The sequence below is a fragment of the Comamonas denitrificans genome, assembly GCF_042654745.1.
Classification (GTDB): domain Bacteria; phylum Pseudomonadota; class Gammaproteobacteria; order Burkholderiales; family Burkholderiaceae_C; genus Comamonas; species Comamonas denitrificans.
On sequence record NZ_JBHSEY010000017.1, the window covers coordinates 63,043 to 85,001 of the forward strand.

The 21,959-nt window shown below is 63.8% G+C and carries 19 protein-coding genes; 8 read left to right on the plus strand and 11 right to left on the minus strand.

Going from position 1 to position 21,959, the window contains the following annotated elements; all coding sequences use genetic code 11:
• Nucleotides 1–63: 63 nt before the first annotated feature.
• The 4 genes from ACFO24_RS05390 to ACFO24_RS05405 all read right to left on the minus strand — a co-directional run bounded on the left by ACFO24_RS05390 (nucleotide 64) and on the right by ACFO24_RS05405 (nucleotide 5,189).
• A complete protein-coding gene (locus ACFO24_RS05390) occupies nucleotides 64–459 on the minus strand; it encodes a hypothetical protein (protein ID WP_207576288.1) in 396 nt (131 codons plus the stop codon).
• A gap of 224 nt (nucleotides 460–683) precedes the next feature.
• Entirely contained in the window at nucleotides 684–1,886 is a 1,203-nt protein-coding gene (locus ACFO24_RS05395; RefSeq protein ID WP_377737276.1) for a phospholipase A, read from the minus strand.
• Between the two features lie 26 nt (nucleotides 1,887–1,912).
• Nucleotides 1,913–3,958, minus strand: coding sequence for an ATP-dependent helicase (locus ACFO24_RS05400; RefSeq protein ID WP_377737278.1), 2,046 nt, complete (start codon nucleotides 3,956–3,958; stop codon nucleotides 1,913–1,915).
• Nucleotides 3,959–4,070: 112 nt separating this feature from the next.
• A complete protein-coding gene (locus tag ACFO24_RS05405) occupies nucleotides 4,071–5,189 on the minus strand; it encodes an asparaginase (protein WP_377737279.1) in 1,119 nt (372 codons plus the stop codon).
• A gap of 220 nt (nucleotides 5,190–5,409) precedes the next feature.
• Here ACFO24_RS05405 and ACFO24_RS05410 point away from each other — a divergent pair, with 220 nt between their 5' ends.
• The 7 genes from ACFO24_RS05410 to ACFO24_RS05440 all read left to right on the plus strand — a co-directional run bounded on the left by ACFO24_RS05410 (nucleotide 5,410) and on the right by ACFO24_RS05440 (nucleotide 11,026).
• Nucleotides 5,410–6,363: an AEC family transporter gene (locus ACFO24_RS05410; RefSeq protein WP_377737280.1), complete on the plus strand. Its 954-nt coding sequence runs from the start codon at nucleotides 5,410–5,412 to the stop codon at nucleotides 6,361–6,363.
• 228 nt (nucleotides 6,364–6,591) lie between these two features.
• Nucleotides 6,592–8,070, plus strand: a complete 1,479-nt coding sequence (locus ACFO24_RS05415; protein ID WP_377737281.1) for a glycosyltransferase family 39 protein — start codon at nucleotides 6,592–6,594, stop codon at nucleotides 8,068–8,070.
• 32 nt (nucleotides 8,071–8,102) lie between these two features.
• Nucleotides 8,103–9,140: a glycosyltransferase family 2 protein gene (locus ACFO24_RS05420; RefSeq protein WP_377737282.1), complete on the plus strand. Its 1,038-nt coding sequence runs from the start codon at nucleotides 8,103–8,105 to the stop codon at nucleotides 9,138–9,140.
• The gene (locus ACFO24_RS05425; RefSeq protein WP_377737283.1) at nucleotides 9,127–9,552 is read left to right on the plus strand and encodes a GtrA family protein; all 426 of its coding nucleotides are present in this window, start codon (nucleotides 9,127–9,129) and stop codon (nucleotides 9,550–9,552) included. Before ACFO24_RS05420 ends, ACFO24_RS05425 begins: the two co-directional genes overlap by 14 nt.
• A complete protein-coding gene (locus ACFO24_RS05430) occupies nucleotides 9,549–10,403 on the plus strand; it encodes a ChbG/HpnK family deacetylase (protein ID WP_377737284.1) in 855 nt (284 codons plus the stop codon). The genes ACFO24_RS05425 and ACFO24_RS05430 overlap by 4 nt, the downstream gene beginning before the upstream one ends.
• A gap of 32 nt (nucleotides 10,404–10,435) precedes the next feature.
• Nucleotides 10,436–10,663 carry a hypothetical protein gene (locus ACFO24_RS05435; protein WP_377737285.1) on the plus strand — a complete coding sequence of 76 codons (228 nt, stop codon included), beginning with the start codon at nucleotides 10,436–10,438 and terminating at the stop codon, nucleotides 10,661–10,663.
• Nucleotides 10,664–10,666: 3 nt separating this feature from the next.
• Nucleotides 10,667–11,026, plus strand: a complete 360-nt coding sequence (locus tag ACFO24_RS05440) for a toxin-antitoxin system HicB family antitoxin (protein ID WP_377737286.1) — start codon at nucleotides 10,667–10,669, stop codon at nucleotides 11,024–11,026.
• Between the two features lie 77 nt (nucleotides 11,027–11,103).
• On the opposite strand, the gene priA is transcribed toward ACFO24_RS05440, so the two are convergent.
• The 4 genes from priA to ACFO24_RS05460 form a co-directional block, all read right to left on the minus strand.
• Complete coding sequence (gene priA, locus ACFO24_RS05445) at nucleotides 11,104–13,194, minus strand: replication restart helicase PriA (protein ID WP_377737321.1); 2,091 nt, start codon at nucleotides 13,192–13,194, stop codon at nucleotides 11,104–11,106.
• Between the two features lie 398 nt (nucleotides 13,195–13,592).
• The gene (hemE, locus tag ACFO24_RS05450; RefSeq protein WP_377737288.1) at nucleotides 13,593–14,699 is read right to left on the minus strand and encodes a uroporphyrinogen decarboxylase; all 1,107 of its coding nucleotides are present in this window, start codon (nucleotides 14,697–14,699) and stop codon (nucleotides 13,593–13,595) included.
• Nucleotides 14,700–14,793: 94 nt separating this feature from the next.
• On the minus strand, nucleotides 14,794–15,234 hold the full coding sequence (locus ACFO24_RS05455) for a CoA-binding protein (RefSeq protein ID WP_377737289.1): 441 nt from the start codon (nucleotides 15,232–15,234) through the stop codon (nucleotides 14,794–14,796).
• Between the two features lie 40 nt (nucleotides 15,235–15,274).
• On the minus strand, nucleotides 15,275–17,524 hold the full coding sequence (locus ACFO24_RS05460; protein WP_377737290.1) for a protein-disulfide reductase DsbD family protein: 2,250 nt from the start codon (nucleotides 17,522–17,524) through the stop codon (nucleotides 15,275–15,277).
• A 57-nt stretch (nucleotides 17,525–17,581) separates the two neighbouring features.
• On the opposite strand from ACFO24_RS05460, the gene ACFO24_RS05465 reads away from it, so the two are divergent.
• Nucleotides 17,582–18,463, plus strand: coding sequence for a creatininase family protein (locus ACFO24_RS05465; protein ID WP_377737292.1), 882 nt, complete (start codon nucleotides 17,582–17,584; stop codon nucleotides 18,461–18,463).
• A gap of 14 nt (nucleotides 18,464–18,477) precedes the next feature.
• On the opposite strand, the gene pgi is transcribed toward ACFO24_RS05465, so the two are convergent.
• From pgi to ACFO24_RS05480, 3 genes are all read right to left on the minus strand, one after another.
• A complete protein-coding gene (gene pgi, locus ACFO24_RS05470) occupies nucleotides 18,478–20,079 on the minus strand; it encodes a glucose-6-phosphate isomerase (RefSeq protein ID WP_377737295.1) in 1,602 nt (533 codons plus the stop codon).
• Complete coding sequence (gene tal / locus ACFO24_RS05475) at nucleotides 20,076–21,035, minus strand: transaldolase (RefSeq protein ID WP_377737296.1); 960 nt, start codon at nucleotides 21,033–21,035, stop codon at nucleotides 20,076–20,078. Before tal ends, pgi begins: the two co-directional genes overlap by 4 nt.
• 120 nt (nucleotides 21,036–21,155) lie before the next feature.
• Nucleotides 21,156–21,926 (minus strand): class II glutamine amidotransferase, encoded by a 771-nt coding sequence (locus ACFO24_RS05480; RefSeq protein ID WP_377737297.1) that lies wholly within the window; start codon nucleotides 21,924–21,926, stop codon nucleotides 21,156–21,158.
• Nucleotides 21,927–21,959: the final 33 nt, after the last annotated feature.

The window sequence follows — 21,959 nt, forward strand, 5'->3', positions numbered from 1 at the left end:
TGCAACGACGCAGACCGCCCGAAGCCGCGCCCGCACACCCATGAGGAGATCGTGAACACGTTCTTAGGCCGCTGCGCGGCGCTTGCCGTAGTTTTTGCTCCAGGCCTGCAGTTTGCCGTGGGGCAGCGAGGACAGGCGCTGCAGCAAGCGGCGGCAATAGCCTTTGATCCACAGGCACTTGTTGATTTCATCGACCGGAAACGGGCCGCTGATCACGATGATGTCGGCCGCCTCTTGCCACAGGCCAGCAGCCCGCAGACGGCGGCGCTTGGTTGCGGCCCAAGATTGAATGCGCGCGGGGGTGCCGTGCTGGTGCAGCTCGCCGGTGTAGGCATCAAAGGCGATGGCCAGCAAGTCCGTTTTCAGCTTAAAGCGGCGCTCGCCTGTGACTGCGCTGGGTGTATCACGCATGTCATACAGGTAGTAGCTGCCGGCTTTGAGCTGATATTGCAATTTCATGGGAAAACCTTGGGGCTGCATCTTAGGCCAAACCTGGGCGCAATAAAACCTAATCTACCGGCACGATCTGGGCTTGCTTGCCCCATTGCAGGTACACGCCACAGTGCCATGGACTATTTATTTAATAGCTGATTGCGCTTTTAAAAAGACATTTTCAATTCGAATAATTACAAAACAATGACGCATTAAGCGCAACAAGCTATCATTTTTATAATTTCAACTATTTAAAAGTCCAGCAAGCTCAGGCCGACACTCAAGGCGGTGCGTTTGTAGTTGTAGTCCAGCAGGCTGTCGCCGTAGCCGCTGAACAGCTGCACGTGCAGGCGCAGATTGCTCTTGCCACCGTTCCAGCCCTCGCCCAGGGTGCGCAGCCATTCCAGGCGGCCCGATCCCCAGCCCCGGCCCGGCGTGCCGCGCACGGTCAGGCCCAGGATGTGCTGGTCATTGACGTTCCACAGCAACCGGGCCTCGCCCCGGCCGACAAAGTCTTGGATGCCGGGGTTGTCGTCGTTCTCGGCGCTTTCGGCCACGCGCTTCCAGGCTTTCAGGTGCAGTTGCCAGCCGCTGCGCCATTCGGCCCCGGTCATCACATACCAACGGTTCCAGCTGCGCGACAGGGGGTTGCTCTCGCCGTTGGACTGGTGTACCAGCCCCACGCCGCTGTAGCGCCAGCGCCCGCCCCAGGGCAGCGGGGCATCGGTGGGATACACATAGAACACCTCCGGCTCATGGTCGGTCGAGCGAAATGGCCGCGAAATGCCCCCGTGGAACAACTGCCAATACGACTGCTGGGTGTAGCCAAACCACAACGAATCCTTGCCGCTGGAGCGCGGGCCGGTGAGCAGCCCTTGGGCGACTTTGGTGCGGGCCGAGACCTGGATGCGCATTTCATGGCGCTGGTAGTTCTGGGCCAGCGCCGCCCCCCGGCTGGGCGAAAACGGCTGGCCATTGACCCGGCTGCCTTGCACCACGGAAACGCTCAACGGCCGGTAGCCGCGCAGGCTGAAGGTGCCGCAGTCCGAGCCGGGTTCCAGCTCGAAGTGGCGGGAGATTTCGCTGTACCGTGCATCGCGGCAGCCCCCGTTGGTGGGCGTGGCGGGCAGTGGCAGCGCCGGGGCTATTGCCAGGCCACCAGCGGCAGCGGTATCGGCAGCGCCAGCGGTATCGGTAGGCATGGCGGCACTGGCCACCGCCTCGGTGGGAAGGCGACTCCACTGGGTGGCCGGGGGCGGCGTGAGGGGCTCTTGCTGCTGCGCCCAGGCATCAAAGCACGCCAGGCGGGCCTGGTTGTCGGTGGTGGCGGCGCACTGGCGCCAGGTGTCCAGCGCCAGCGGCGGCGGTGCGGTGACCGCCGCAGAAGTGGCCTGGGCAGAGGGCCAGGCAGCCCCCCAGACCAAGGCAGGCAGAAGAAAGCGGGAAAAAGTCATAAATCCAGGCAATAAACATAGGTGAGTTAGGAAAGGCCAGCTGCCATTTCATCTCGTTGTTGGCGAAGCCTTTCTCGAGCGCTCTTCTGGTTGGCAGCCGGGTCAAGCTGCATTTCGGCAATGAAGCGGCTGGGCTGGCAGGGCACGGTGTCACGGCCTTTTTTGCGGCGCTTGGTCCAACTCACCACCAAGCTGCGCTGGGCGCGGGTGATGCCCACGTACATCAGGCGACGCTCTTCCTGCAGGCGGGCGGCGGTTTCGTCGCTGACGTGCTGCTGCTTGCCATCGTCATCGTCCAGCTTGAAGGGCAGCATGCCTTCGGTCACGCCCACCAGTTGCACGTGCGGCCACTCCAGCCCCTTGCTGGCGTGCAGGGTGGAGAGCACGACCTGGTCCTGCTCGCTTTCGCGCTCAGAGATGGTCGAGAGCAGGGCAATGTTCTGCGCCACTTCCAGCAGGCTTTTGATTTCGGTGTGCGTGCTGGTGCCGGCCGCATCCTCGATCTGGCCCCCGGCGCGCTGGGCCATCCAGTCGCAAAACTCCAGCACATTGCTCCAGCGGGCGGCGGCCACGCCTTCGCTGTCTTCGCTGTCGTACAGGTACTGCTCGTAGCCAATGTCGGTCAGCCAGTCGATTAAAAACGTGCGGCTGGCCTCGTGCCCCAGGCAGTGGCGGGCGCGGTATTCCAAGTCGTTCATGTTGCGGCCAAATTCGAGCAGCCCTTCCAGCGCCTTTTTGCCCAAGACGGCCGGCAGCATGGCATTGAACAGGCTGCCGAACATGCTCAGTTTGTGCAGCGCAGCAAATTCGCCCAGCTTGCCCAGGGTGGTGTGGCCAATGCCCCGGCGCGGCGTGGTGATGGCACGCAAAAACGCCGGGTCGTCGTCGTTGTTGCTCCACAGGCGAAACCAGGCGCACAAATCTTTGATCTCGGCCCGGTCGAAAAAACTGGTGCCGCCCGAAACCTTGTACGGAATGCTCGCCTTGCGCAGCGCTTTCTCGAACGGCTTGGCCTGGTGGTTGGCGCGGTAGAGGATGGCAAAGTCCTTCCACGCCGGCGGCGGGTTGCTGGCCGCTTTCAGGGCCAGGATGCGGGCCACGGCGCGCTCGGCCTCGTGCTCTTCGGTGTCGCAGGCTTGCACGCGCACGGGTTCGCCCTCGCCCAGTTCGCTGAACAGGGTTTTGGGAAACAGCTTGGGGTTGGGGCCAATCACATGGTTGGCCGCGCGCAGGATGGCGCTGGTGGAGCGGTAGTTTTGCTCCAGCTTGATGACTTGCAGCTGCGGGAAGTCCTGCGGCAGGCGTTTCAGGTTGTCCAGCGTGGCCCCGCGCCAGCCGTAAATGCTTTGGTCATCGTCACCCACGGCGGTAAAGCGGGCGGCCTCGCCCACCAGCAGCTTGAGCAGGGCGTATTGCGTGGCATTGGTGTCCTGGTATTCATCCACCAGCACATGGCCCAGCAGCTTTTGCCATTTTTCGCGCACCTCGGGGTGGTTGTGCAACAGCCGCATGGGCATGCCGATAAGGTCGTCAAAATCAACGCTTTGGTAGGCGGTGAGGCGCTCTTCGTAGCGCTGCATGATGATGGCCAGGCTGCGCTCGTGGTCGTCCTTGGCCAGGGCCAGCGCCTGGCGGGCATTCAGGCCCTGGTTCTTCCACGCGCTGATGCCCCACTGCCACTGCCGCGCTGTGGCCGCATCGGTGGTGCCACCGGCGCAGTCTTTCAGGATGCTGGTCACATCGTCAGCATCCAGGATGCTGAAGTTGGGCTTGAGCCCCAGCACATGGCCATCTTCGCGCACCATGCGCACGCCCAGGGCGTGAAAGGTGCAGACCAGCACCTCTTTGGCTTTGCGGCCAATCAGCCCGCTGGCGCGTTCGCGCATCTCGGCGGCGGCCTTGTTGGTAAAGGTGATGGCGGCAATGCGCCGGGGGGCCAGGCCGGTGTCGATCAGGTGGGCAATTTTGTGCGTAATCACCCGCGTTTTACCCGAGCCCGCCCCCGCCAGCACCAGGCTGGGGCCATCAATAAAGTGCACGGCTTGGAGTTGGGCGCGATTCAGACCAGACATAACAACAAAACCATCCCAAGAGAAAAACCAAACCGCGCATGGTAGCGAAAACAAAAAAGCGCCCCCAGGCAGGGGCGCTCTTGAAGCGAAGGGTGCAAGGTGCAACGCGGGTTCAATACTCCCAGAACATGCGCTGCAGCGTCTTGGTATCGGCCCCCTGGGCCAGGGCCAGCATGGTCAGGATGCGGGCTTTTTCCGGGCGCATGTCGTGGGCCACCACCCAGTCGTACTTGTCATCGGGCTGCTCGGCATTGCGCAGCACAAAGCCATACGGCACGCGCGAGGAGCGCACGATTACCACGCCCTTGGCCTGGGCCTCCTGCAAAGGCTTGACCATGCGGTCGGCCACCGAGCCATTGCCCGTGCCAGCGTGAATGATGGCCTTGGCCCCGCTGGCCACCAGCGCCTGCACGGCCGTGGGCTGCACATTGCCATGAGAGTAAACAATGTCCACCTGCGGCAGGCTGCTCAGGTTGTCGATATTGAATTCAGAAGCGGTGGTGTGGCGCTTCACCGGGGCACGGAACCAGTAGTTGCGCCCCTCCACCACCATGCCCAGCGAGCCCCACTGGCTTTGGAAGGCGCGGGTTTCGATGTTTACGTCCTTGTTCGTATCGCGGGCGCTTTGAATCTGATCATTCATGGTGATCAGCACGCCTTTGCCCTTGGCATCCTTGGAGGCAGCCACGCTGACGGCGCTGAGCAGGTTCAGCGCCCCATCGGCAGACAGCGCCGTGCCCGGGCGCATGGAGCCGACCACGGCAATCGGCTTGTCGGTGTGCACGGTCAGGCTCAGAAAGTAGGCGGTTTCGGCCAGCGTATCGGTGCCGTGGGTGATAACGATGCCATCCACATCGGGCTGCTTGGCCAGGGCCGAAACGCGCTTGGCCAGCGTCAGCAGGTTGTCGTTGGTAAAGCTCTCGGAGGCAATCTGGAATACCTGTTCACCCGTGACGTTGGCAATATTGGCCAGCTCAGGCAACCCGGCCAGCAGCTTGTCCACGGGCACTTTGGCGGCCGTGTAGGTGGCGCTGTTGGCCGCCGAAGCACCTGCACCGGCAATCGTCCCGCCAGTGGCCAGCACCACCACGTGGGGTTTGGCCGTTTGCGCTGCCGCCGTCGCAGTTGCTGGTGCGACAGTTTGTGCCCCCACCAGGGCAGGAGCGGCCGTAAAGCCAGCGACTGCAAGGGCCGCAGCCAGCAAGGACTTTTGAAAACGTTGGAGGGTCATGGATATTCCTTAAAACAAAAAAGCGGCCTCGTGAGCCGAAGGGCGCAAGTTACCCGAAGGCCCGCTTGTCACGCAGAGGACAAACCCGGCCCAGACTTTCCCCAACAGCCCGCGCTGCAAGCGCAGTCCTGCCCCCGTCCCCAAGCGCATGGCCCGGGTCCCCATTCCATGCGCTGACAGAACCTCGGCGCGCCCCCAGAGGCTGCGACAATGCGCGGCTGTGCTTGCCGTTCTAACCGTTACCTTTCCCTTCTTCGCCCTGGTGCTGTGTGGCTATGTCGCTACGCAGGCGCGGGTGTTGCCGCTCACGGCCATTGGCGGGCTCAATAGCTTTGTGCTGTTTTTTGCTCTGCCGTGCATGCTCTACCGCTTTGGTGCCAATACACCGATTGCCCAGTTGCTTGACCCGGTCGTGGCCTTGATTTATTTGCTCTGCGGCCTGTTGGTGGTGGCCGGTGCCGTGGCCGCCACCCTGCGCCGCTGGGGCTGGAACGATGCGGCCTTTGGGGCCTTGGTCACCGCGTTTCCCAACTCGGGGTTTATGGGCGTGCCGCTGCTGGTGGCGCTACTGGGGCAAGCCAGCGCCGGGCCGGTGATCATGACCGTGGCGCTGGACATGATCGTGACCACCTCGCTGTGCATTGCCCTGTCGCGCCTGGGCCTGGGCGAGGGCAGCGCCGGACGGGCGCTGCGCCTGGCGCTCAAAGGGGTGCTGGTCAACCCGCTGCCCTGGTCGATTGGGCTGGGGGCGGTGGCCTCGGCCATCCATTTGCAACTGCCTGGGCCAGTAGATAAAACCATAGCTATGCTCGCAGATGCAGCATCGCCTGTAGCCCTTTTTACTATTGGTGCGGTGCTGGCGCGATCGCAAATCAACCAGGCCGAGCGGGTGGCCCCGCGCCACTACGTGCCGCTGGCGCTGGTCAAGCTGCTGGTGCATCCGCTGCTGGTATGGGCCGCCTGCCAAGCCGCCGTGGCCCTGGGTGCTGCGCTGGCCCCGCTCACCATCACCGCCCTGGTGCTGACGGCGGCGCTGCCCAGTGCCAGCAATGTCTCGCTGCTGGCCGAGCGCTTTGAAGCCCACGGCGGGCGCGTGGCACGGATTATTTTGGTCAGCACAGCGCTGGCGTTTGTCAGCTTCTCGGCCGCGGTGGCGTGGCTGACGGGGCAGTAAGAACGTGTTCACGATCTCCTCATGGGTGTGCGGGCGCGGCTTCGGGCGGTCTGCGTCGTTGCAAATCCTCGCAATAGCCAAGCTATTGCTGTGGTTTGCGCCTCGCAACCCATCCCGAACCGCATCCCCCACACCTTCATTCGAGATCATGAACACGTTCTAAGAACGTGTTCATGATCTAAGCCCCGGCGTTTTCTTCCCGCTTTTTCACACTCAGCCGCTTTTTTCATGCCCCTTGCTTCTTTTCTTTCTTGGCGCACCATGGCCGTTTGGGCCGTGGCCTATGGGCTGCTGTGGTCGATCGTGCCCCCCCTGCTCTCCAGCAGCTTTCCTCTGGACGTGGCCGAGAGCCTGTCCTGGGGGCGCGAGTGGCAATGGGGCAATTACAAGCACCCGCCGCTGGCCCCGTGGGTGCTGCACAGCTTTTATTGGGCTTTTGGCAAAGCGGGGCCATTTCTTTTAAGCCAGCTGTGCATTGCCGCCACGCTGTGGCTGGTGTGGCGCAGCGCTTTGCGCCTGATGGAGCGCGACCGCGCCCTGCTGGCGGCCCTGCTGACCATGGCGGTGGTGTATTACACCCGCCCGGCGCTGGAGTTCAACCACAACATTGCGCAAATGCCGATTTGGGCCGGCCTGGGCCACAGCCTGCTGGTGGCCCTGCAAGAGGGGCGCAAGCGCGATTGGCTGCTGTGGGGGCTGTGGGCGGGCGTGGGCATGCTGACCAAGTATTCGGTGGCGATTTTGCTCATCGTGCAGGGGGGGTATTTGCTCATCGCGCAGCGCCAGGTGCTGCGCCAGCCGGGGCCGTGGCTGGCGGTGCTGCTGGGGCTGGCGGTGTTCGCCCCCCACTTTGTCTGGCTGATTCAAAACGACTGGCTGCCGCTGACCTACGCCAGCAGCCGCGCCAGCAGCCAGCCCACGCGGGCGGCGCTGGAGTTTTTGCTCACCCAGCTGCTCAACCACCTGCCCCTGCTGCTGATTGCCGGCATCACTGCCTGGCGGGTGCGCAACAGCGGTCCGGGGGGCTGGCGCTGGCACACCGCCCTGCCAGGCTATGTGCTGACGATGGCCCTGGGCAGCGGCCTGCTGGTGACGGTGTTGGGTTTGGTGCTGGGCCTGGGCGTACACGATATGTGGGGCATGCCCATGTGGTCGTTCAGCGGCTTGCTGCTGATGGCGCTGTGGCCACAGGCCCAATTGCACGCGGCCAGCAGGCCCTTGCTCAAAGGGCTGGCGGTGTGGTTGGTGCTGATCTCGGTGCTGACCGGAGCCTTTTTGGCCTACGGCGCCCAGTGGCGCCAGCGCCCAGCCCGCACCGATTGGCCGCAAGCGGCCTTGGCCGCCCAGGCGTATGCCACGTGGGACACCCTGAGCACCTGCCCCCTGGATGTGGTGGCGGGGGATTATTGGCTGACCGCCTTGGTCACCACGGCCCGGGTGCCGGGGCCGTCGGTGCTGATTAACCACGACCCGCGTTTTTCGCCCTGGGTGAGCGCTGAGCGTTTGCAAAAAAATGGCGTGCTGTGGCTGTGGCAAGACGGCGAACACCCCACCCCCCCGGCCCCCATGGAGGCCCTGCCCCCGCCAGAGACGGCCGCCCCCCAGTGGCACAGCGGCCAGTGGGCCTTGGCCTGGCCATTCAATAATGCCCCGTGGGTGCTGCATTGGCGCGCGTATGTGCCCGAGGGCTGCGCCCGCTCGCCATGACCTTCCATGCCCATCAGTGACAATGCCTGACCATGACGCAACCGACCTCGCCCTCCCCTGAGTTTTACGCCGAATACACCCCCGCCGCGCCCCCCGCCGCCTTGCCGCGCCCGCCGCTGCGCTTGTCCTGCGTGGTGCCAGCGTTTAACGAAGCGGTGAACCTGCCCCGCTTTATCCCGGCGCTGGCCGAAGCGGTGGCGCAGCTTACGCCCCACTTTGAAATCGTCATCGTCAATGACGGCAGCACCGATGCCACGCACACCGTGGCCATGGAGCTGGTGGCGCACAGTGGCCTGCCCCTGCGCTACCTGGCCTTGTCGCGCAATTTCGGCAAAGAAGCGGCCCTGTCGGCGGGCATCGACCACACCCGGGGCAATGCCGTGGTGCTGATTGATGGCGACTTTCAGCACCCGCTGGACCTGCTGCCCGAAATGCACGATTTGTGGCAGCACGGCTACGACATGGTGTACGGCGTGATTGCCGATCGTGGGGCCGAAAGCGGGGCCAAGCGGGTGGGCACGCATTTGTTCTACCGCATCATGAATGCCGGTAACAGCGTGAAAATGCCGCCCAACGCCGGGGACTACCGCTGGCTCGATCGCAAAGTGGCCAATGCCCTCAAAGCCCTGCCCGAGCGCCACCGCTTCATGAAAGGCCTGTACGCCTGGGTCGGCTTTAAAACCGCCGCCCTGCCGTTTGTGCCGCTGGATCGGGCGGCCGGTGCCTCCAGCTTTAACCTGCGCCGCCTGGGGTCGCTGGCCTTGCTGGGGCTGACCTCGTTCACCACCTTGCCGCTGCGGGTGTGGAGCGTCATTGGTGCCCTGGTGGCCCTGGCCGCCTTGCTCTACGGCGGCTGGATCACGCTGGAGACCTTGCTCTTTGGGGCCGATCTGGCGGGCTGGCCCACGCTGGCGGCCAGCATCATGCTGTTCTCGGGCGTGCAACTGATGTCGATCGGCATCCTGGGCGAATACATTGGCCGCATCTACGACGAAGTCAAACAGCGCCCCAGCTATTTGCTCGCCCGCGATGAAGACCATAGCATCTTGCGCAGCAATGACAACGTTTAAAGCACAAAACCTGCTCAATTCCTTATACAGCCTGCCGCAAGCACTGCGCTTTATTTTAGTGGGCGGGGCTGCGGCAGCCACCCATCTCTTGGCCGTGGGCGTTTTGGTGGCGCTGTGGCAGGTGCCGCCGCTGCTGGCCAACGGACTGGCCTTTCTGATCGCCTTTGGCGTGAGCTACTGCGGCCACGCTTGGCTTAGTTTTGCCGAGCACCAGGCCCGCACCTGGGCCAGCGCCGCGCGGTTTTTTGCCGTGGCCAGCCTGTCGTTTGCCGTCAATGAAACGCTGTACGCCATCGCCCTGCAGCGCCTGCACTGGCATTATTTTTGGAGCCAAGCGGCCATCCTCGTGCTGGTGGCGGTGGGCACCTTCACCTTGAGCAAATTTTGGGCGTTTAAAGCACAACCACAATGAACCCTCCCAGCCACCCCATCGTGCTGTGCGTGGACGACTTCGCCCTGCACCCCTTGATTGACCAGGCGGTGCTGCAACTGGCCAGCAAAGGCCGCATCAGCGCCACCAGCTGCATGAGCACCGCCCCGCGCTGGCGAACGGCCGCGCACGATTTAAAGCCGCTGCGCCCGCACCTGGCCGTGGGCCTGCACTTCAACCTGACCGAAAGCCACGGTGGGCTGTACCACGCCCTCACGCTCAAGCAGGCCATTGCCCAGGCCTACCTGGGCCGCTGGCGGGCCGCGCAATGGCAAGCCGTCTGGCGCGAACAGCTCGACGCGTTTGAGGCCGCCATGGGCACCGCACCCGACTTCATTGACGGCCACCAACACGTCCACCAACTGCCCGGGGTGCGCCAGGCGCTGCTGGCAGAAATCACCGCCCGCTACGCCGCACACGAGCGGCCCTGGCTGCGCTCGACCGTGCCGGCCGGGCGGCTGTGGTCGTCCTCCAAGGCGCTGATCATCGCCACCCTGGGCGGCTACAGCGCCACCCGCCTGTGGCGCACCGCCCACTTGGCGACCAACCACGGTTTTGCCGGGGTGTACGGCTTTGATGCCCCCACCCCGGCGGCCTACCGCGCGCACATGCAATCGTGGTTGCGCCAGGTGCAACCGGGCAGCTTGCTCATGTGCCACCCAGCCGCAGGGGTGGTGCAAGGCGATGCCATTGGCACCCAGCGGCCCAAGGAGTGTGCGTATTTGCTCAGCGATGAGTTTGTGGAGGATTTACAGCGCTTTGGGCGGCATATTCACCAAGGGGGGCGCTTGCCTGAAGACAATGGCTCGCCAAAAGGTGGCGAACTCCATTGACGCATGATGTTATGGGCAGTATCGTTTAATCCATGAATACCGCTGCGAAACTACTCAAAGCCATGCGCCATAACCCATTAGATTGGCGCATCGAGCAGCTGCAAACGGTGGCGCGCCAGCATGGTGTGGAGTGGCGGCACGATGGCACCAGCCACTGCGTTTTCATTCGAACCGACGGAACAACCTTGCCAGTACCAGCACATCGCCCCATCAAACCGATCTATGTAAAAAAATTTGTGGCCTTGATCAGCGGAGCGTGAACCATGAACGACCTCAACGCCTACCCCTTCGAAATTCGCCCCCTAAGCGCTGCCGAGGGCGGTGGCTTTTTAATTTCCTACCCTGATTTTTCCGAGTGCATTTCCGATGGCGCAACCATCGAAGAAGCCGTGGCCAACGGCCACGATGCCCTGCGCAGTACCATCGCCGCACTCGAAGCCAAGGGGTTTGCCGTGCCTGCCCCCAACAGTGGCGGCGTAGCCTCTGGCAAATTTGTTGCCCGCGTTCCGAAAACCACCCATGCCCAACTGGCCACCCGGGCGAAAGCCGAAGGGGTGTCCCTCAATACCTTGGTGCTCACTTTTATTGCCGAAGGCTTAGGCCGACGCGAGCATCACGCCTAATCCGGCTTGGGTGCGCAAGGGACTGCGCCCTGAAAACTTCGTTTGCGCCCTCGGTGCGAGGAGCGCAAACCCACTCCCTACACACTCTGCGGATCCACATCCACCAGCCAGCGCACCACGGTTTTGTGCTGTTTTTTGAGGGGGTGCAGCACGGGTTGCCAGGCGTGCAAAAATTTTTGCAAGGCGCTGCGGCTGGCGGCCTCGATCAGCATTTGCGCCCGCTCGATATTTGCCACCCGTTGCACGGCCATGGGGATGGGCGGGTAGAGGAATACGCCGGCCAGCGCGGGCAGGCTTTGGGCGTGCTGGGCGGCGGCGTGCAAAAAATTTTGCGCTGCGTCCTGCGTTTTGGCATCGGCGCGCACCAGGGCCTGAAACACAAACGGGGGCATGCCCGCCTGCTGGCGCTCGTGCAGTTGCTGCTGGGCAAAGCCGGGGTAGTCGTGGTGCAGCAGGGCTTGGTAGAGCGGGTGCTCGGGCTGCTGGGTTTGAATCCACATCTGCGGCTGGCTGCCTTGCTGGCCCACAAAGGCCGCATCGCGCCCGGCGCGGCCTGCGGCTTGCATCAGCAGGGCAAACAAGCGCTCGGGGGCGCGAAAGCCGGTGCTCATCAGCGCCGCATCGGGGGCGATGGCCGCCACCAGGGTCATGCGCCGAAAGTCGTGGCCCTTGGCAATCATTTGCGTGCCGACCAGCACATCCACGCTGCCATCGTGAATGTGTGCCAACTGCGCCTGCAACTGGCCTGCGCCCTGGGTGGTGTCTGCATCCATGCGGCCAATGCGGGCGGGCTGGCCATCGGGGCGCTGCACGTTGCGCAGCACCTGCTCCAGGGCTTCTTGCAGCTGCTCGGTGCCGTGGCCCAGGGCCAATATATCGGGGTTGCCGCAGTGCGGGCAGTGCCGGGGCACGGCCTGGCTGGCGCTGCAGTGGTGGCAGCGCAGCCGCCGCTCGCCTTTGTGAAAGACTTGGTGGGCACTGCAATGGGGGCAGTCGCTTTTCCAGCCGCAATCGCCGCACCACAGCACCGGCGCAAAGCCCCGGCGGTTGAGCAGCACCAGGCTTTGCTCGCCGCGCTGAATGCGCTCGGTAATGGCCTGCAGCAGGGCCGGGGCAAACACGGTGGACTTGGGCTGCTGGCGCATATTCACCAGATGCACGCTGGGCAGGGCGGCCGCAGCGATGCGGCTGGGCATGTCCAGCCGCTGGTAGCGGCCTTGCTGGCAGGCGTACCAGCTCTCCAGCGAGGGGGTGGCACTGCCCAAAATCACTTTGGCCCCGGCATCGCGCCCGCGCCACAGGGCCAGGTCGCGGGCGGAGTACCGCGCCCCTTCTTCTTGCTTGAAGCTGGGGTCGTGCTCTTCATCGACGACGATGATTTTCAGCTGCGGCAGGCTGGCCAGCACCGCCATGCGCGTGCCCAGCACGATGCGGGCCTGCCCGGTGTGCGCGGCCAGCCAGTGTTTCAGGCGCTGCGCCTCGGTCAGGCCGCTGTGCAGGCTGGCCACGGCCTGGGGGCCCAGGGTGGGGGCAAAGCGCCGCTCAAACCGCGCCAGCAATTGGGGGGTGAGGTTGATCTCGGGCACCAGCACCAGGGCCTGGGCCTGCGGGTCGGCGACCAAGGCGGCGGCGACGGTGTGCAAATACACCTCGGTCTTGCCGCTGCCGGTGCTGCCGTACAGCAAAAATGGGCCACAATTTTGCTCAATTTGACTGATAACGCTTTGCTGCTCTGCGGTAAGTGCTACTAATTTTTCTTGTTCCGGCACGGTCTGCGCCGCTTGCTTTTTGGCCTGTAAGCGCCGCAGCAGTTGCGCGTTGCTGAGTTTGCGCAGCGCCGGGGGCAAGGCGGTGGCGGCAATCTCGCCCAGGCTGCGCTGGTAGTAGCGGGCGGTAAACGCCACCAACTGGCGCCACGGCGCGGCCAGGGGGGCCAGGGCATCGAGCACTTGGGCCAGTGGGCGCAGCGCCACCCCCGCAGGCAGGTCGGCGTGGGCGGCTGGCACCGATTCCCACACCACCCCCAGCAGCTCGCGCTGCCCCAGGGGCACGCGCACCAGGGTGCCGGGGGGCAGCGCGTGCCCATGGGTGTAGCTGAGCAAACCGCCCACATTGCTGTGCAACGGGGTTTGCACCGCAATGTGGATAACAAAGGCGTGGCACGCTATAGACACGGCTGGAAGGCCCTTTTCTGTGGATAACTTTGTGGGGCGTTTTTGATCAAGGCAAAAAAATGCGCCTGTGCTATTTTTTCAGTCGCCTGACACCCGCCTAAATCATTAAAAATAAATTTATATAAATCAAATAGTTAAATGAATTTTCAAGGCTTTCGCGCTATCGAGTTTATGGCTTAAAAAGCCCCCGCAGCAAGGTTTGGATATGTGCATAAGTAGAGCACTGGATACTGGCCAATACCGCGATTTTTAGCGACAAATAGCCGCCGATTGGCCCTTGGGCGCTATGGATTCAGGATTAATTAAGGAGTGATTCAGGATTTTGCAGCAGCCGCAAAGACAACCAGGGCGGGAAAAGGTGGCCCCTTTCCCGCCCTGGCAAAGCTGAAAACTTAGCCCTGCTGGCGCAGCTGGCGTGAGTAGCTGTGTACCGTCTCGACCAGCGCCGCCACGTGCTCTGGCGGGGTGAACTGGCTGATGCCGTGGCCCAGGTTAAAGATATGGGTGGGGCCGGTGCTGTGGCGGTCGGTGTGCGGCTTGCCAAAGCTGTCCAGCACGGCGCGGGCTTGCGCGGCCACCATGTCGGGCGGGGCAAACAGCACGTTGGGGTCGATATTGCCTTGCAGGGCCTTGCGGTCGCCCACCAGGGCGCGGGCCTTGCCCAGGTTGGCCGTCCAGTCCAGGCCCAGCACTTCGCAATCGAGGTCGTGCATATCGGGCAGCCAGATGCCGCCGCCTTTGGTAAAGACGATGCGCGGCACATCCTGCCCATCCACCCCGGTGCGCTTCAATTGCGCCAGCACGCGCTTGGTGTAGGCCAGGCTAAATTCTTGGAAAGCACCATCGGCCAGCACGCCGCCCCAGCTGTCAAACACCATCACGGCCTGGGCCCCGGCATCAATTTGCGCATTCAGGTACTGGGCCACGCTGTCGGCGTTCACGGCCAGGATGCGGTGCATCAGGTCGGGGCGGGCGTACATCAGGCTTTTGACCAGGCGGTAGTCGTCGCTGCCCTTGCCCTCGACCATGTAGCAGGCCAGCGTCCAGGGGCTGCCCGAAAAGCCGATCAGCGGCACGCGGCCATTGAGCGCCTTGCGGATGCTGGTGACGGCATCAAACACGTAGCGCAGCGTGTCCATATCAGGCACGGCCAGCTGGGCCACGTCGGCCTCGGTGCGCACGGTTTTGGCAAAGCGGGGGCCTTCGCCCTCGGCAAACGAGAGGCCCAGGCCCATGGCATCGGGCACGGTCAGGATGTCGCTGAACAAGATGGCGGCATCCAGCGGGAAGCGCTCCAAGGGCTGCAGCGTCACTTCGGTGGCGTAATCCACGTTGGTGGCCAGCCCCATAAAGCTGCCGGCCTGGGCGCGGGTGGCTTTGTACTCCGGCAGGTAACGCCCGGCCTGGCGCATCAGCCACAGCGGGGTGTAATCGGTGGCTTGGCGGCGGCAGGCGCGCAAAAAAGTGTCGTTGGTCAGAGGGGCAAAAGAAGTAGTCATGGGGGGCAATTGTCGCAGCCTTGGCAGGCCGCGCAGGGGTGAAGAGGGGCAAGCGGGAGCGAGGGGTGCCGTGAGCCAGCGGGCGGCGGCGGCTTCACAGCGCCAGGCGCTGGGCCTGCAGACGGCGGTGTTCGGTTTTGGTGCAACGGTCTTGCACCACCAGCAGCCCGGCGGCCTCGGCACGGCGGGCTGCATCGGGGTTGGTGATGCCGATTTGCATCCACAAAAAGCGGGCCCCAATGGCGACGGCATCTTCGGCAATGGCGGCGATTTCTTCGCTTTGCCGAAAGCAATCGACCAGGTCAATCTGCACGCCTTTGGGGGCCAACGCGCTGGCGGCTTCGCGCAGGCTGGCAAAGCACATCTCGCCCAGCAGCAGCTTGCCGTGCATGCCCGGGTTCACCGGCACGATGCGGTAGCCCTGGGCTTGCAGGTAGCAGGCGACTTCGTGGCTGGGACGCTCGGGTTTGGGCGAGAGGCCCACCACCGCGATGGTTTTGGTTTCACGCAAAATGTGAAAAGCAACGTCACTCATGGCCATAAACCTTATAAATAAAGCGCAAACAGCTATAGTTTTAGATGTTTTCCAGCGCTTGTAAAACTTCGTCGGTGCTGATCAGCTCGGTCAGCACCACGGGGGCTTGGCCCGGGGCCAGCAACACGTACACCGGTACGCCGCTGCGCCCTAATGCGTTCAGGGATTGGGTGATCCGGGGGTCTTGGCGCGTCCAATCGGCCCGCAGCAACTGTACTTCATGGCGGGAAAAGGCCTGCAAAACCTGGGGGTTCGACAAGGTGGTGCGCTTGTTGAACTGGCAGGTCACGCACCAGGCGGCGGTGTAATCGACAAACACCGGGCGGCCTTGGGCCAGCAGCTGGGCCTGCGCCTCGGGGCTCCAGGGCTGCCAAAGATCGCCCACCACCGCGTTGTGGGCTGTGGCACTGGCCACGGGGGCGGCTTGCAAATACGGCCACATGCTGGGGGCCATCCAGGCCAGAAAAGCCAGCAGCGCGGCCCCCAGCCACCAGCGGGCCAGGCCCCGCAAGGTCAGCGCCCAAATCAGGGCCGACAGCGTTAAAAGCAAGGCCAGCAGCGCGGCAATGCCATCGGCCCCGGTTTGCTGGCCCAGCACCCAGGCCAGCCAGACCACGGTGGCCAGCATGGGAAAAGCCATGGCGCGGCGGAAGGTGGCCATCCACGGCCCAGGGCGCGGCAGCCAGCGCAGCAGGCCCGGGGCCCAGCTCAGCAGCACATACGGCAAGGCCATGCCCAGCCCCAAGGCGGCAAAAATGCCCAGCGCCTGCGCCGCTGGCAAGCCCACGGCCAAGCCCAGCGAGGCCCCCATGAACGGGGCCGTGCATGGCGAGGCAATGGCCACGGCCAGCACGCCCGATAAAAAAGCATCGGCCACCGGGTGGCGCAAATGCAGCCCGGCCACACCGCTGGGCAGGAATTGGCCAAACTCAAACACCCCCGCTAAATTGAGCCCCAGCACGGTAAAAAGCACCGCCAGGCCACTGATGACCAGCGGGTTTTGCAGCTGAAAGCCCCAGCCCAGTTGCTCCCCGGCGGCCCGCAGCCCCAACAGCAGCGCCCCCAGCGCCACAAAGCTGAGCACCGCCCCGGCGGTATAGGCCAAGCCGCCCAGGCGCTGGGCGCGGACATCGCTGCCATGGCGGGCAAAGCCCAGCAGCTTGATGGCCAACACCGGAAACACACAGGGCATTAAATTGAGCAACAACCCACCGATCAAGCCGCCCACCACGGCCAGCCACCAGCTGCTGGCACTGGCGTTGCTGCTGGGCGGCAGGGGGCTTTTGGCCTGGTTGGCGGCCAAGGCGGCGGCCAGGGCGGGCGAAATTTCGGCCAGCTGCGCCGCCTGCCATTGGCCTTGCACCGGGGCACTGACGCGCCAGGCCACCGCCGGGGCCTGCGTGGCCACGTTGCTACCGGTCACCGGCAGCCCCAGCACCACCTCTAGCCGGGGGGGTGTTTCACCGCGCATGTCGGACAAGGGCAAGCTGGCGTGCCAGACCCCATCCGCCCAGCGCTGCTGCCAGTCTTGGCCCAGCACCGCCGCATGTCGGAAGGTGTCGGCGGCCTCGGGGTAAAAGGCCAGCTCTTGGCCGTGGGCTTCAGCGGGCAGGCCTTTGACTACAAAATCAATGCGGTCACCGCTTGTATTTACAGTAAATTCACCATTAATAGACTCTAAATGCTTTGGTTCTTTGGCGCTTGCAGCTACAAAGTTTGATGCAAACGCCACATGGCTTTGCGCCACGGGCAGGCGGATTTGCAGCTGCACCTCTTCGGGAATGCACTCCACCCGGCACACCAGCCAGCTGGCGCGCACGCCCAAGCGCACCATGCCATCGCTGTCGGGCGCGAAATCGGCCCCCACGGTGGTGGGCACGGGCAGCAGCACCTGCCCTTCGTAGCCGTAGTTGAGCAAATCACCCACGCGAATTTGCTGGGGCACGGGCCAGGCGATCTCGCCGGCTTGCAGGCCAGGGGGCAGATCCCAATCAAGCTGGGTGGGCAGACCCGAATCGCCAGCGTTTTTCCAATAGGTGTGCCAATCGGGCTGGTGCGTCAGCAGCAAGCCCAGCGCCAGCGGCTGGCCAGGGGCAATCCCTTGCGGCGCGTGTACGACCAGCTGGGCTTGCACATGGGGGGTGGCGGCCCGGTCGCTGGGCTTGGCAGATGCGCCCAACACCAGCTGGGCCTGTGCGGGCAAGGTCAGCAACAACGACAGCGCCAACACCAGCCACAGCCAGCAGCGCCACAAAAAAGAAACCGGGGGCAAGGGGAGCACAGAAGACATCTGGTTTTCGAGTTAAGGCAAGAGGGGGTGGTTCCCCAGATCAATAATGCGGGGACTATGTCCACCGATTGCTCTGCGGATTTTTCCGCCCATTTTCCCGCTGAATCTACCCTGCCCCGCTGGCCCAGCCGCTATTGGGCCGAGGTAACGGCCCACGACTTTGCGCTGGCGCAAACCCAGGGCCTGGCCGCCCAGACCATTGCCGTCCTGCCCTTGGGGGCCACCGAGCAGCATGGCCCGCACTTGCCCCTGCGCGTCGATACCGCGCTGGCCGAGGGCCTGGTGGCCGCCGCCCTGGCGCAGCTGCCCGCCCACGTTCCGGCCCTGGCCCTGCCCACCCAGGCCATTGGCCTGAGTGGGGAGCACCAGGCCTTTGCCGGCACCTTGAGCCTGCAACCGGCCACCTTGCTGGCGCTGTGGGGCGACATTGGCGCAGGCGTGGCCCGCGCCGGGGTGAAAAAACTGCTGCTCTTTAACGCCCACGGCGGCAACGTCAGCAGCATGGACATCGTGGCGCGGCAATTGCGCCAGCAGCATGGCCTGCTGGTGGTTCACTGCAGCTGGTTCAATCTGCCGCTGCCGCAAGAGGTACACGCGGCCTTCAGCGCCCATGAGCACCGCTTTGGTGTCCACGCGGGCGAGGTTGAAACCTCCATGCTGCTGCATTTGGCCCCTGAACAAGTGCAGATGGCGCGGGCGCAAAATTTTGCCTCCACCTCCGCCACGCGGGCCCAGCGTTTTGCCATTTTGGGCAACGGCAAAAGCGCCAAACTGGGCTGGGCCATGCAGGACTACAACCCCGCCGGGGCAGCGGGCAATGCCGCCGCCGCCGATGCCCAGCGCGGGCAGGCGCTGGTCGAAGCTGCGGCGCAGGGCTTGGCGCAGTTGCTCCAAGAAATGCACCAACTGCCGCTGGATACCGTGGGCCCGGCGTATTAGAACGTGTTCACGATCTAAGCCGCCGCCGGCCCCAGCTGCGCCATCAGGTCGCGGGTGGAGGCATCCACGCCATCCCAGTCGCCCTGCTCCTCACGCTGGCGCAGTTGCTGGGCCAGTTGCTTGCCCAGCTCCACGCCCCATTGGTCAAAGCTGTTGATGCCCCAAATCGCCCCAGCGCTGAACACACGGTGCTCATACAAAGCGATCAAGGCCCCGACCGAGGCCGGATTGAACTGCTGCAGCAGTAAAAAACTGCTGGGCCGGTTGCCCGGGCAATCTTGGTGGGCGCTCACGCCGTGGCGGCCCAGCATCAGCGCCTGGGCCTGGGCAATGGCGTTGATGACCAGGCTGTGCTGGTGCGCCCCCAGGTATTTGCCGCCGCCCCGGGCCACAATAAATTCCACGGGCACCACATCCTGCCCTTGGTGCAGCAGCTGAAAAAAGGCGTGCTGGCCATTGGTGCCCGGCTCGCCCCAGACGATGGGGGCCGTGGGCGTGGTCAGGCACTGGCCTGCGTGGGTGACGCGCTTGCCGTTGCTCTCCATCTCCAGCTGCTGCAAATACGCCGCCAGGCGGCGCAGGCCATGGCTGTAGGGGGCAATGCAGCGGCTGCCCAGGTGGCAAAAATTGCGGTACCAAATGTCCAGCAGCGCCAGGCGCAGCGGCAAATTGTGCCCAATGGGGGCATTGAAAAAGTGCGCATCCATGGCGTGCGCCCCGGCCAACAGGTCGCGAAACTGCTCCTGCCCAATGGCAATGGCAATCGGCAGGCCAATGGCCGACCACAGCGAAAAGCGCCCCCCCACCCAGTCCGAAAACTCCAGGCAGCGGGTGATGCCAAACGCCTGCGCTGCCGCCACATTGGTGGTCAGCGCCACAAAGTGCTGGGCAATCGACACCGCAGCCGAGGGCTGGGCGCAGCCGCCCTGGCGCAAAAACCATTCGCGGGCCGAGTGGGCGTTGAGCATGGTCTCGGCCGTGGTGAAGGATTTGGAGGCAATCAAAAACAGCGTCGATTCAGGCCGCACTTGGCGCAGCACATGGCCCAGCTCATGCCCATCGACGTTCGAGACAAAGTGAAAGCGCTTGCCCGCATCCACCCAATCCTCCAGCCCCTGCACCACCACCTCGGGCCCCAGGTGCGAGCCGCCAATGCCAATATTCACAATGTCGGTAATCTGGCGATCGGCGCGCACCTGCTCGGCCAGCGCCAGCATGGCATTCAAGGTGTCGTGCGCGGCGGCCAGGGTGTCCCACTGCGCCTGGGGCCAGGCCTGCACCACCGGGTGCTGGCGCAGCTGCCCGCCATCGCGCGGCATGCGCAGCAGCCAGTGCATGGCGGCGCGCCCCTCGGTGGTGTTGATCGGCTCGCCCGCCAGCATGGCATCGCGCCGCGCTTGCCAGCCGCAGTCGTGCGCCAAGGCCTGCAGCAAGGATTCCGTCTGGGTGGTGCAAAAGTTTTTCGACAAATCGGCGTACACGTGCGGCGCTTGCTGGCTGTGCTGGGCCAGGCGCTGCGGGTTGCTGGCAAACGCCTGGGCCAGATTGAAGTGCGCCATGTCGTCTTGGTAATGTGCCACCAAGGCCGCCCAGGCGGGGGAGGCGCTGCAGCTCATGCGCCGGCCCCGGCTTGGCGCAGCAAATCCTCCAGCTTGCGCGTATCGACGGCAAAGGCGCGAATGCCTTCGGCCAGCTTTTCGGTGGCCATGGCATCTTCATTCAGGGCAAAGCGGAAACTGGCCTCGTCGTAGTGCACGGGGGCGATGTCCAGCTGCCGCGCGGCCTGGGCATCCAGGGCGGGCAGCACCGGCGCGGTGCTGGCTTCTAACTGGGCCAGCAGCTCGGGCGCGATGGTGAGCAAATCGCACCCGGCCAGCGCCACGATTTGCCCCACGTTGCGAAAGCTCGCGCCCATGACCTCGGTGGTGATGCCAAAGCGCTTGTAGTACTGGTAAATCTCGCGCACCGAGCGCACGCCGGGGTCGTTGGCCCCGGCCATGGCGGCCTCGTCCCACTGGCTGCCCGCTTGTTTTTTAAACCAGTCGTAAATGCGCCCGACAAAGGGCGAGATCAGCTGCACCTTGGCCTGGGCGCAGGCAATGGCCTGCACTTTGGAGAACAGCAGCGTCAGATTGGTGTGAATGCCTTGCTGCTCCAGCAGGCGGGCCGCTTCGATGCCTTCCCAGGTGGCGGCGATTTTGATCAGCACCCGGTCAATCGGCACGCCCGCACCCTGGTACAGCTCGATCAGGCGCTGGGCGCGGGTGACGGTGGCGTTGGTGTCAAACGACAGGCGGGCATCGACCTCGGTCGAAACGCGCCCCGGCACCACGGCCAAAATCTCGCAGCCAAAGCGCACCAGCAGGCGGTCCATCAGGTCGTCCAGGGGCGCATCGGCAAAGCGCTGCACCACCTCGTGCAACAGCGGCGCGTACTGCGGCTGCTGCACGGCTTTCAAAATCAGCGAGGGGTTGGTGGTGGCATCCTGGGGCCGGTACTGCGCCAGTTGCTGAAAATTGCCGGTGTCGGCCACCACGGTGGTGACTTGTTTTAACGCGTTCAGTTGGTTCATAAGGGGTTCCCAAAAAGCGATGAATAAATCTTAAAAAAATAGCTGCTTGCGCTTTTACTTCAATGAATTTTTAGCGCTTAAAGCATTAAATCCACGTTATTCAAGCGCAAACAGCTCTTTTTATTGCAGTGCTACCAAGCGCCCATGTTCAAACAGATGGATGCGCCCTTTCTCAAACGGGGTCCAGGTTTCGTTCTTCGTCAGCGGAGCGGTCACGATCACGGCCACGCGGTCGTCCGGGGTGGTGCAGGTGGAAAAATCCAGGCTCACATCCTCATCGCTCAAATGCGCTGTGGCAAAGGGGTGGCGGCGCTCGATAAAGCACAGGTCGGTGGTGGCATGCGCCCACAGCGCCTGGCCATTGGAGAGCAAAAAATTAAACGTGCCGTGCGGGCTGATGCGCCGCGCCAAGTCCTGCAAGGTGATGCTCAACTCGTGCAGCGTGGGCATGCCGGCGTGGGACTTGGCCAGCTCTTGCATGATCCAGCAAAAGGCCAGCTCGCTGTCCGTGGTGCCGACGGGGTAAAAATGGCTGTGCAGCTTGGGCGCAAAGTCCACCAAATTGCCGTTGTGGGCAAACACCCAATTAAAGCCCCACAGCTCGCGCACAAAGGGGTGGCAGTTTTCCAGCGCCACCTGGCCTTGGGTGGCCTTGCGGATGTGGGCGATGACGTTCTCGCTTTTGATCGCGTAGTTGCGAATCAGCTGCGCAATGGGGGAGGTGCTGGCCTGCTCGCGATCGACAAACTGGCGCAGCCCTTTGCCCTCAAAAAAGGCGATGCCCCAGCCATCGGTGTGGTCGCCGGTGTTGCCCGCGCGCTGGCTGAAGCCCGAAAAACTAAAGCGCACATCGGTGGGCGTGTTGCAATTCATTCCAAGCAGTTGGCACATAGCTTTTGACTTCTTCCTCGTTCCCGCAAACCC

Excerpts from the sequence above, each read along its gene's own strand:
- ACFO24_RS05395 (WP_377737276.1), bottom strand. The coding sequence starts at position 1,886 with ATGACTTTTTCCCGCTTTCTTCTGCCTGCCTTGGTCTGGGGGGCTGCC.
- hemE (WP_377737288.1), bottom strand. The coding sequence starts at position 14,699 with ATGACTACTTCTTTTGCCCCTCTGACCAACGACACTTTTTTGCGCGCC.
- ACFO24_RS05455 (WP_377737289.1), bottom strand. The coding sequence starts at position 15,234 with ATGAGTGACGTTGCTTTTCACATTTTGCGTGAAACCAAAACCATCGCG.
- ACFO24_RS05440 (WP_377737286.1), top strand. The coding sequence starts at position 10,667 with ATGAACGACCTCAACGCCTACCCCTTCGAAATTCGCCCCCTAAGCGCT.
- tal (WP_377737296.1), bottom strand. The coding sequence starts at position 21,035 with ATGAACCAACTGAACGCGTTAAAACAAGTCACCACCGTGGTGGCCGAC.
- ACFO24_RS05435 (WP_377737285.1), top strand. The coding sequence starts at position 10,436 with ATGAATACCGCTGCGAAACTACTCAAAGCCATGCGCCATAACCCATTA.
- ACFO24_RS05430 (WP_377737284.1), top strand. The coding sequence starts at position 9,549 with ATGAACCCTCCCAGCCACCCCATCGTGCTGTGCGTGGACGACTTCGCC.
- ACFO24_RS05480 (WP_377737297.1), bottom strand. The coding sequence starts at position 21,926 with ATGTGCCAACTGCTTGGAATGAATTGCAACACGCCCACCGATGTGCGC.
- ACFO24_RS05400 (WP_377737278.1), bottom strand. The coding sequence starts at position 3,958 with ATGTCTGGTCTGAATCGCGCCCAACTCCAAGCCGTGCACTTTATTGAT.
- ACFO24_RS05420 (WP_377737282.1), top strand. The coding sequence starts at position 8,103 with ATGACGCAACCGACCTCGCCCTCCCCTGAGTTTTACGCCGAATACACC.
- pgi (WP_377737295.1), bottom strand. The coding sequence starts at position 20,079 with ATGAGCTGCAGCGCCTCCCCCGCCTGGGCGGCCTTGGTGGCACATTAC.
- ACFO24_RS05465 (WP_377737292.1), top strand. The coding sequence starts at position 17,582 with ATGTCCACCGATTGCTCTGCGGATTTTTCCGCCCATTTTCCCGCTGAA.
- ACFO24_RS05415 (WP_377737281.1), top strand. The coding sequence starts at position 6,592 with ATGCCCCTTGCTTCTTTTCTTTCTTGGCGCACCATGGCCGTTTGGGCC.
- ACFO24_RS05390 (WP_207576288.1), bottom strand. The coding sequence starts at position 459 with ATGAAATTGCAATATCAGCTCAAAGCCGGCAGCTACTACCTGTATGAC.
- ACFO24_RS05405 (WP_377737279.1), bottom strand. The coding sequence starts at position 5,189 with ATGACCCTCCAACGTTTTCAAAAGTCCTTGCTGGCTGCGGCCCTTGCA.
- ACFO24_RS05425 (WP_377737283.1), top strand. The coding sequence starts at position 9,127 with ATGACAACGTTTAAAGCACAAAACCTGCTCAATTCCTTATACAGCCTG.
- ACFO24_RS05460 (WP_377737290.1), bottom strand. The coding sequence starts at position 17,524 with ATGTCTTCTGTGCTCCCCTTGCCCCCGGTTTCTTTTTTGTGGCGCTGC.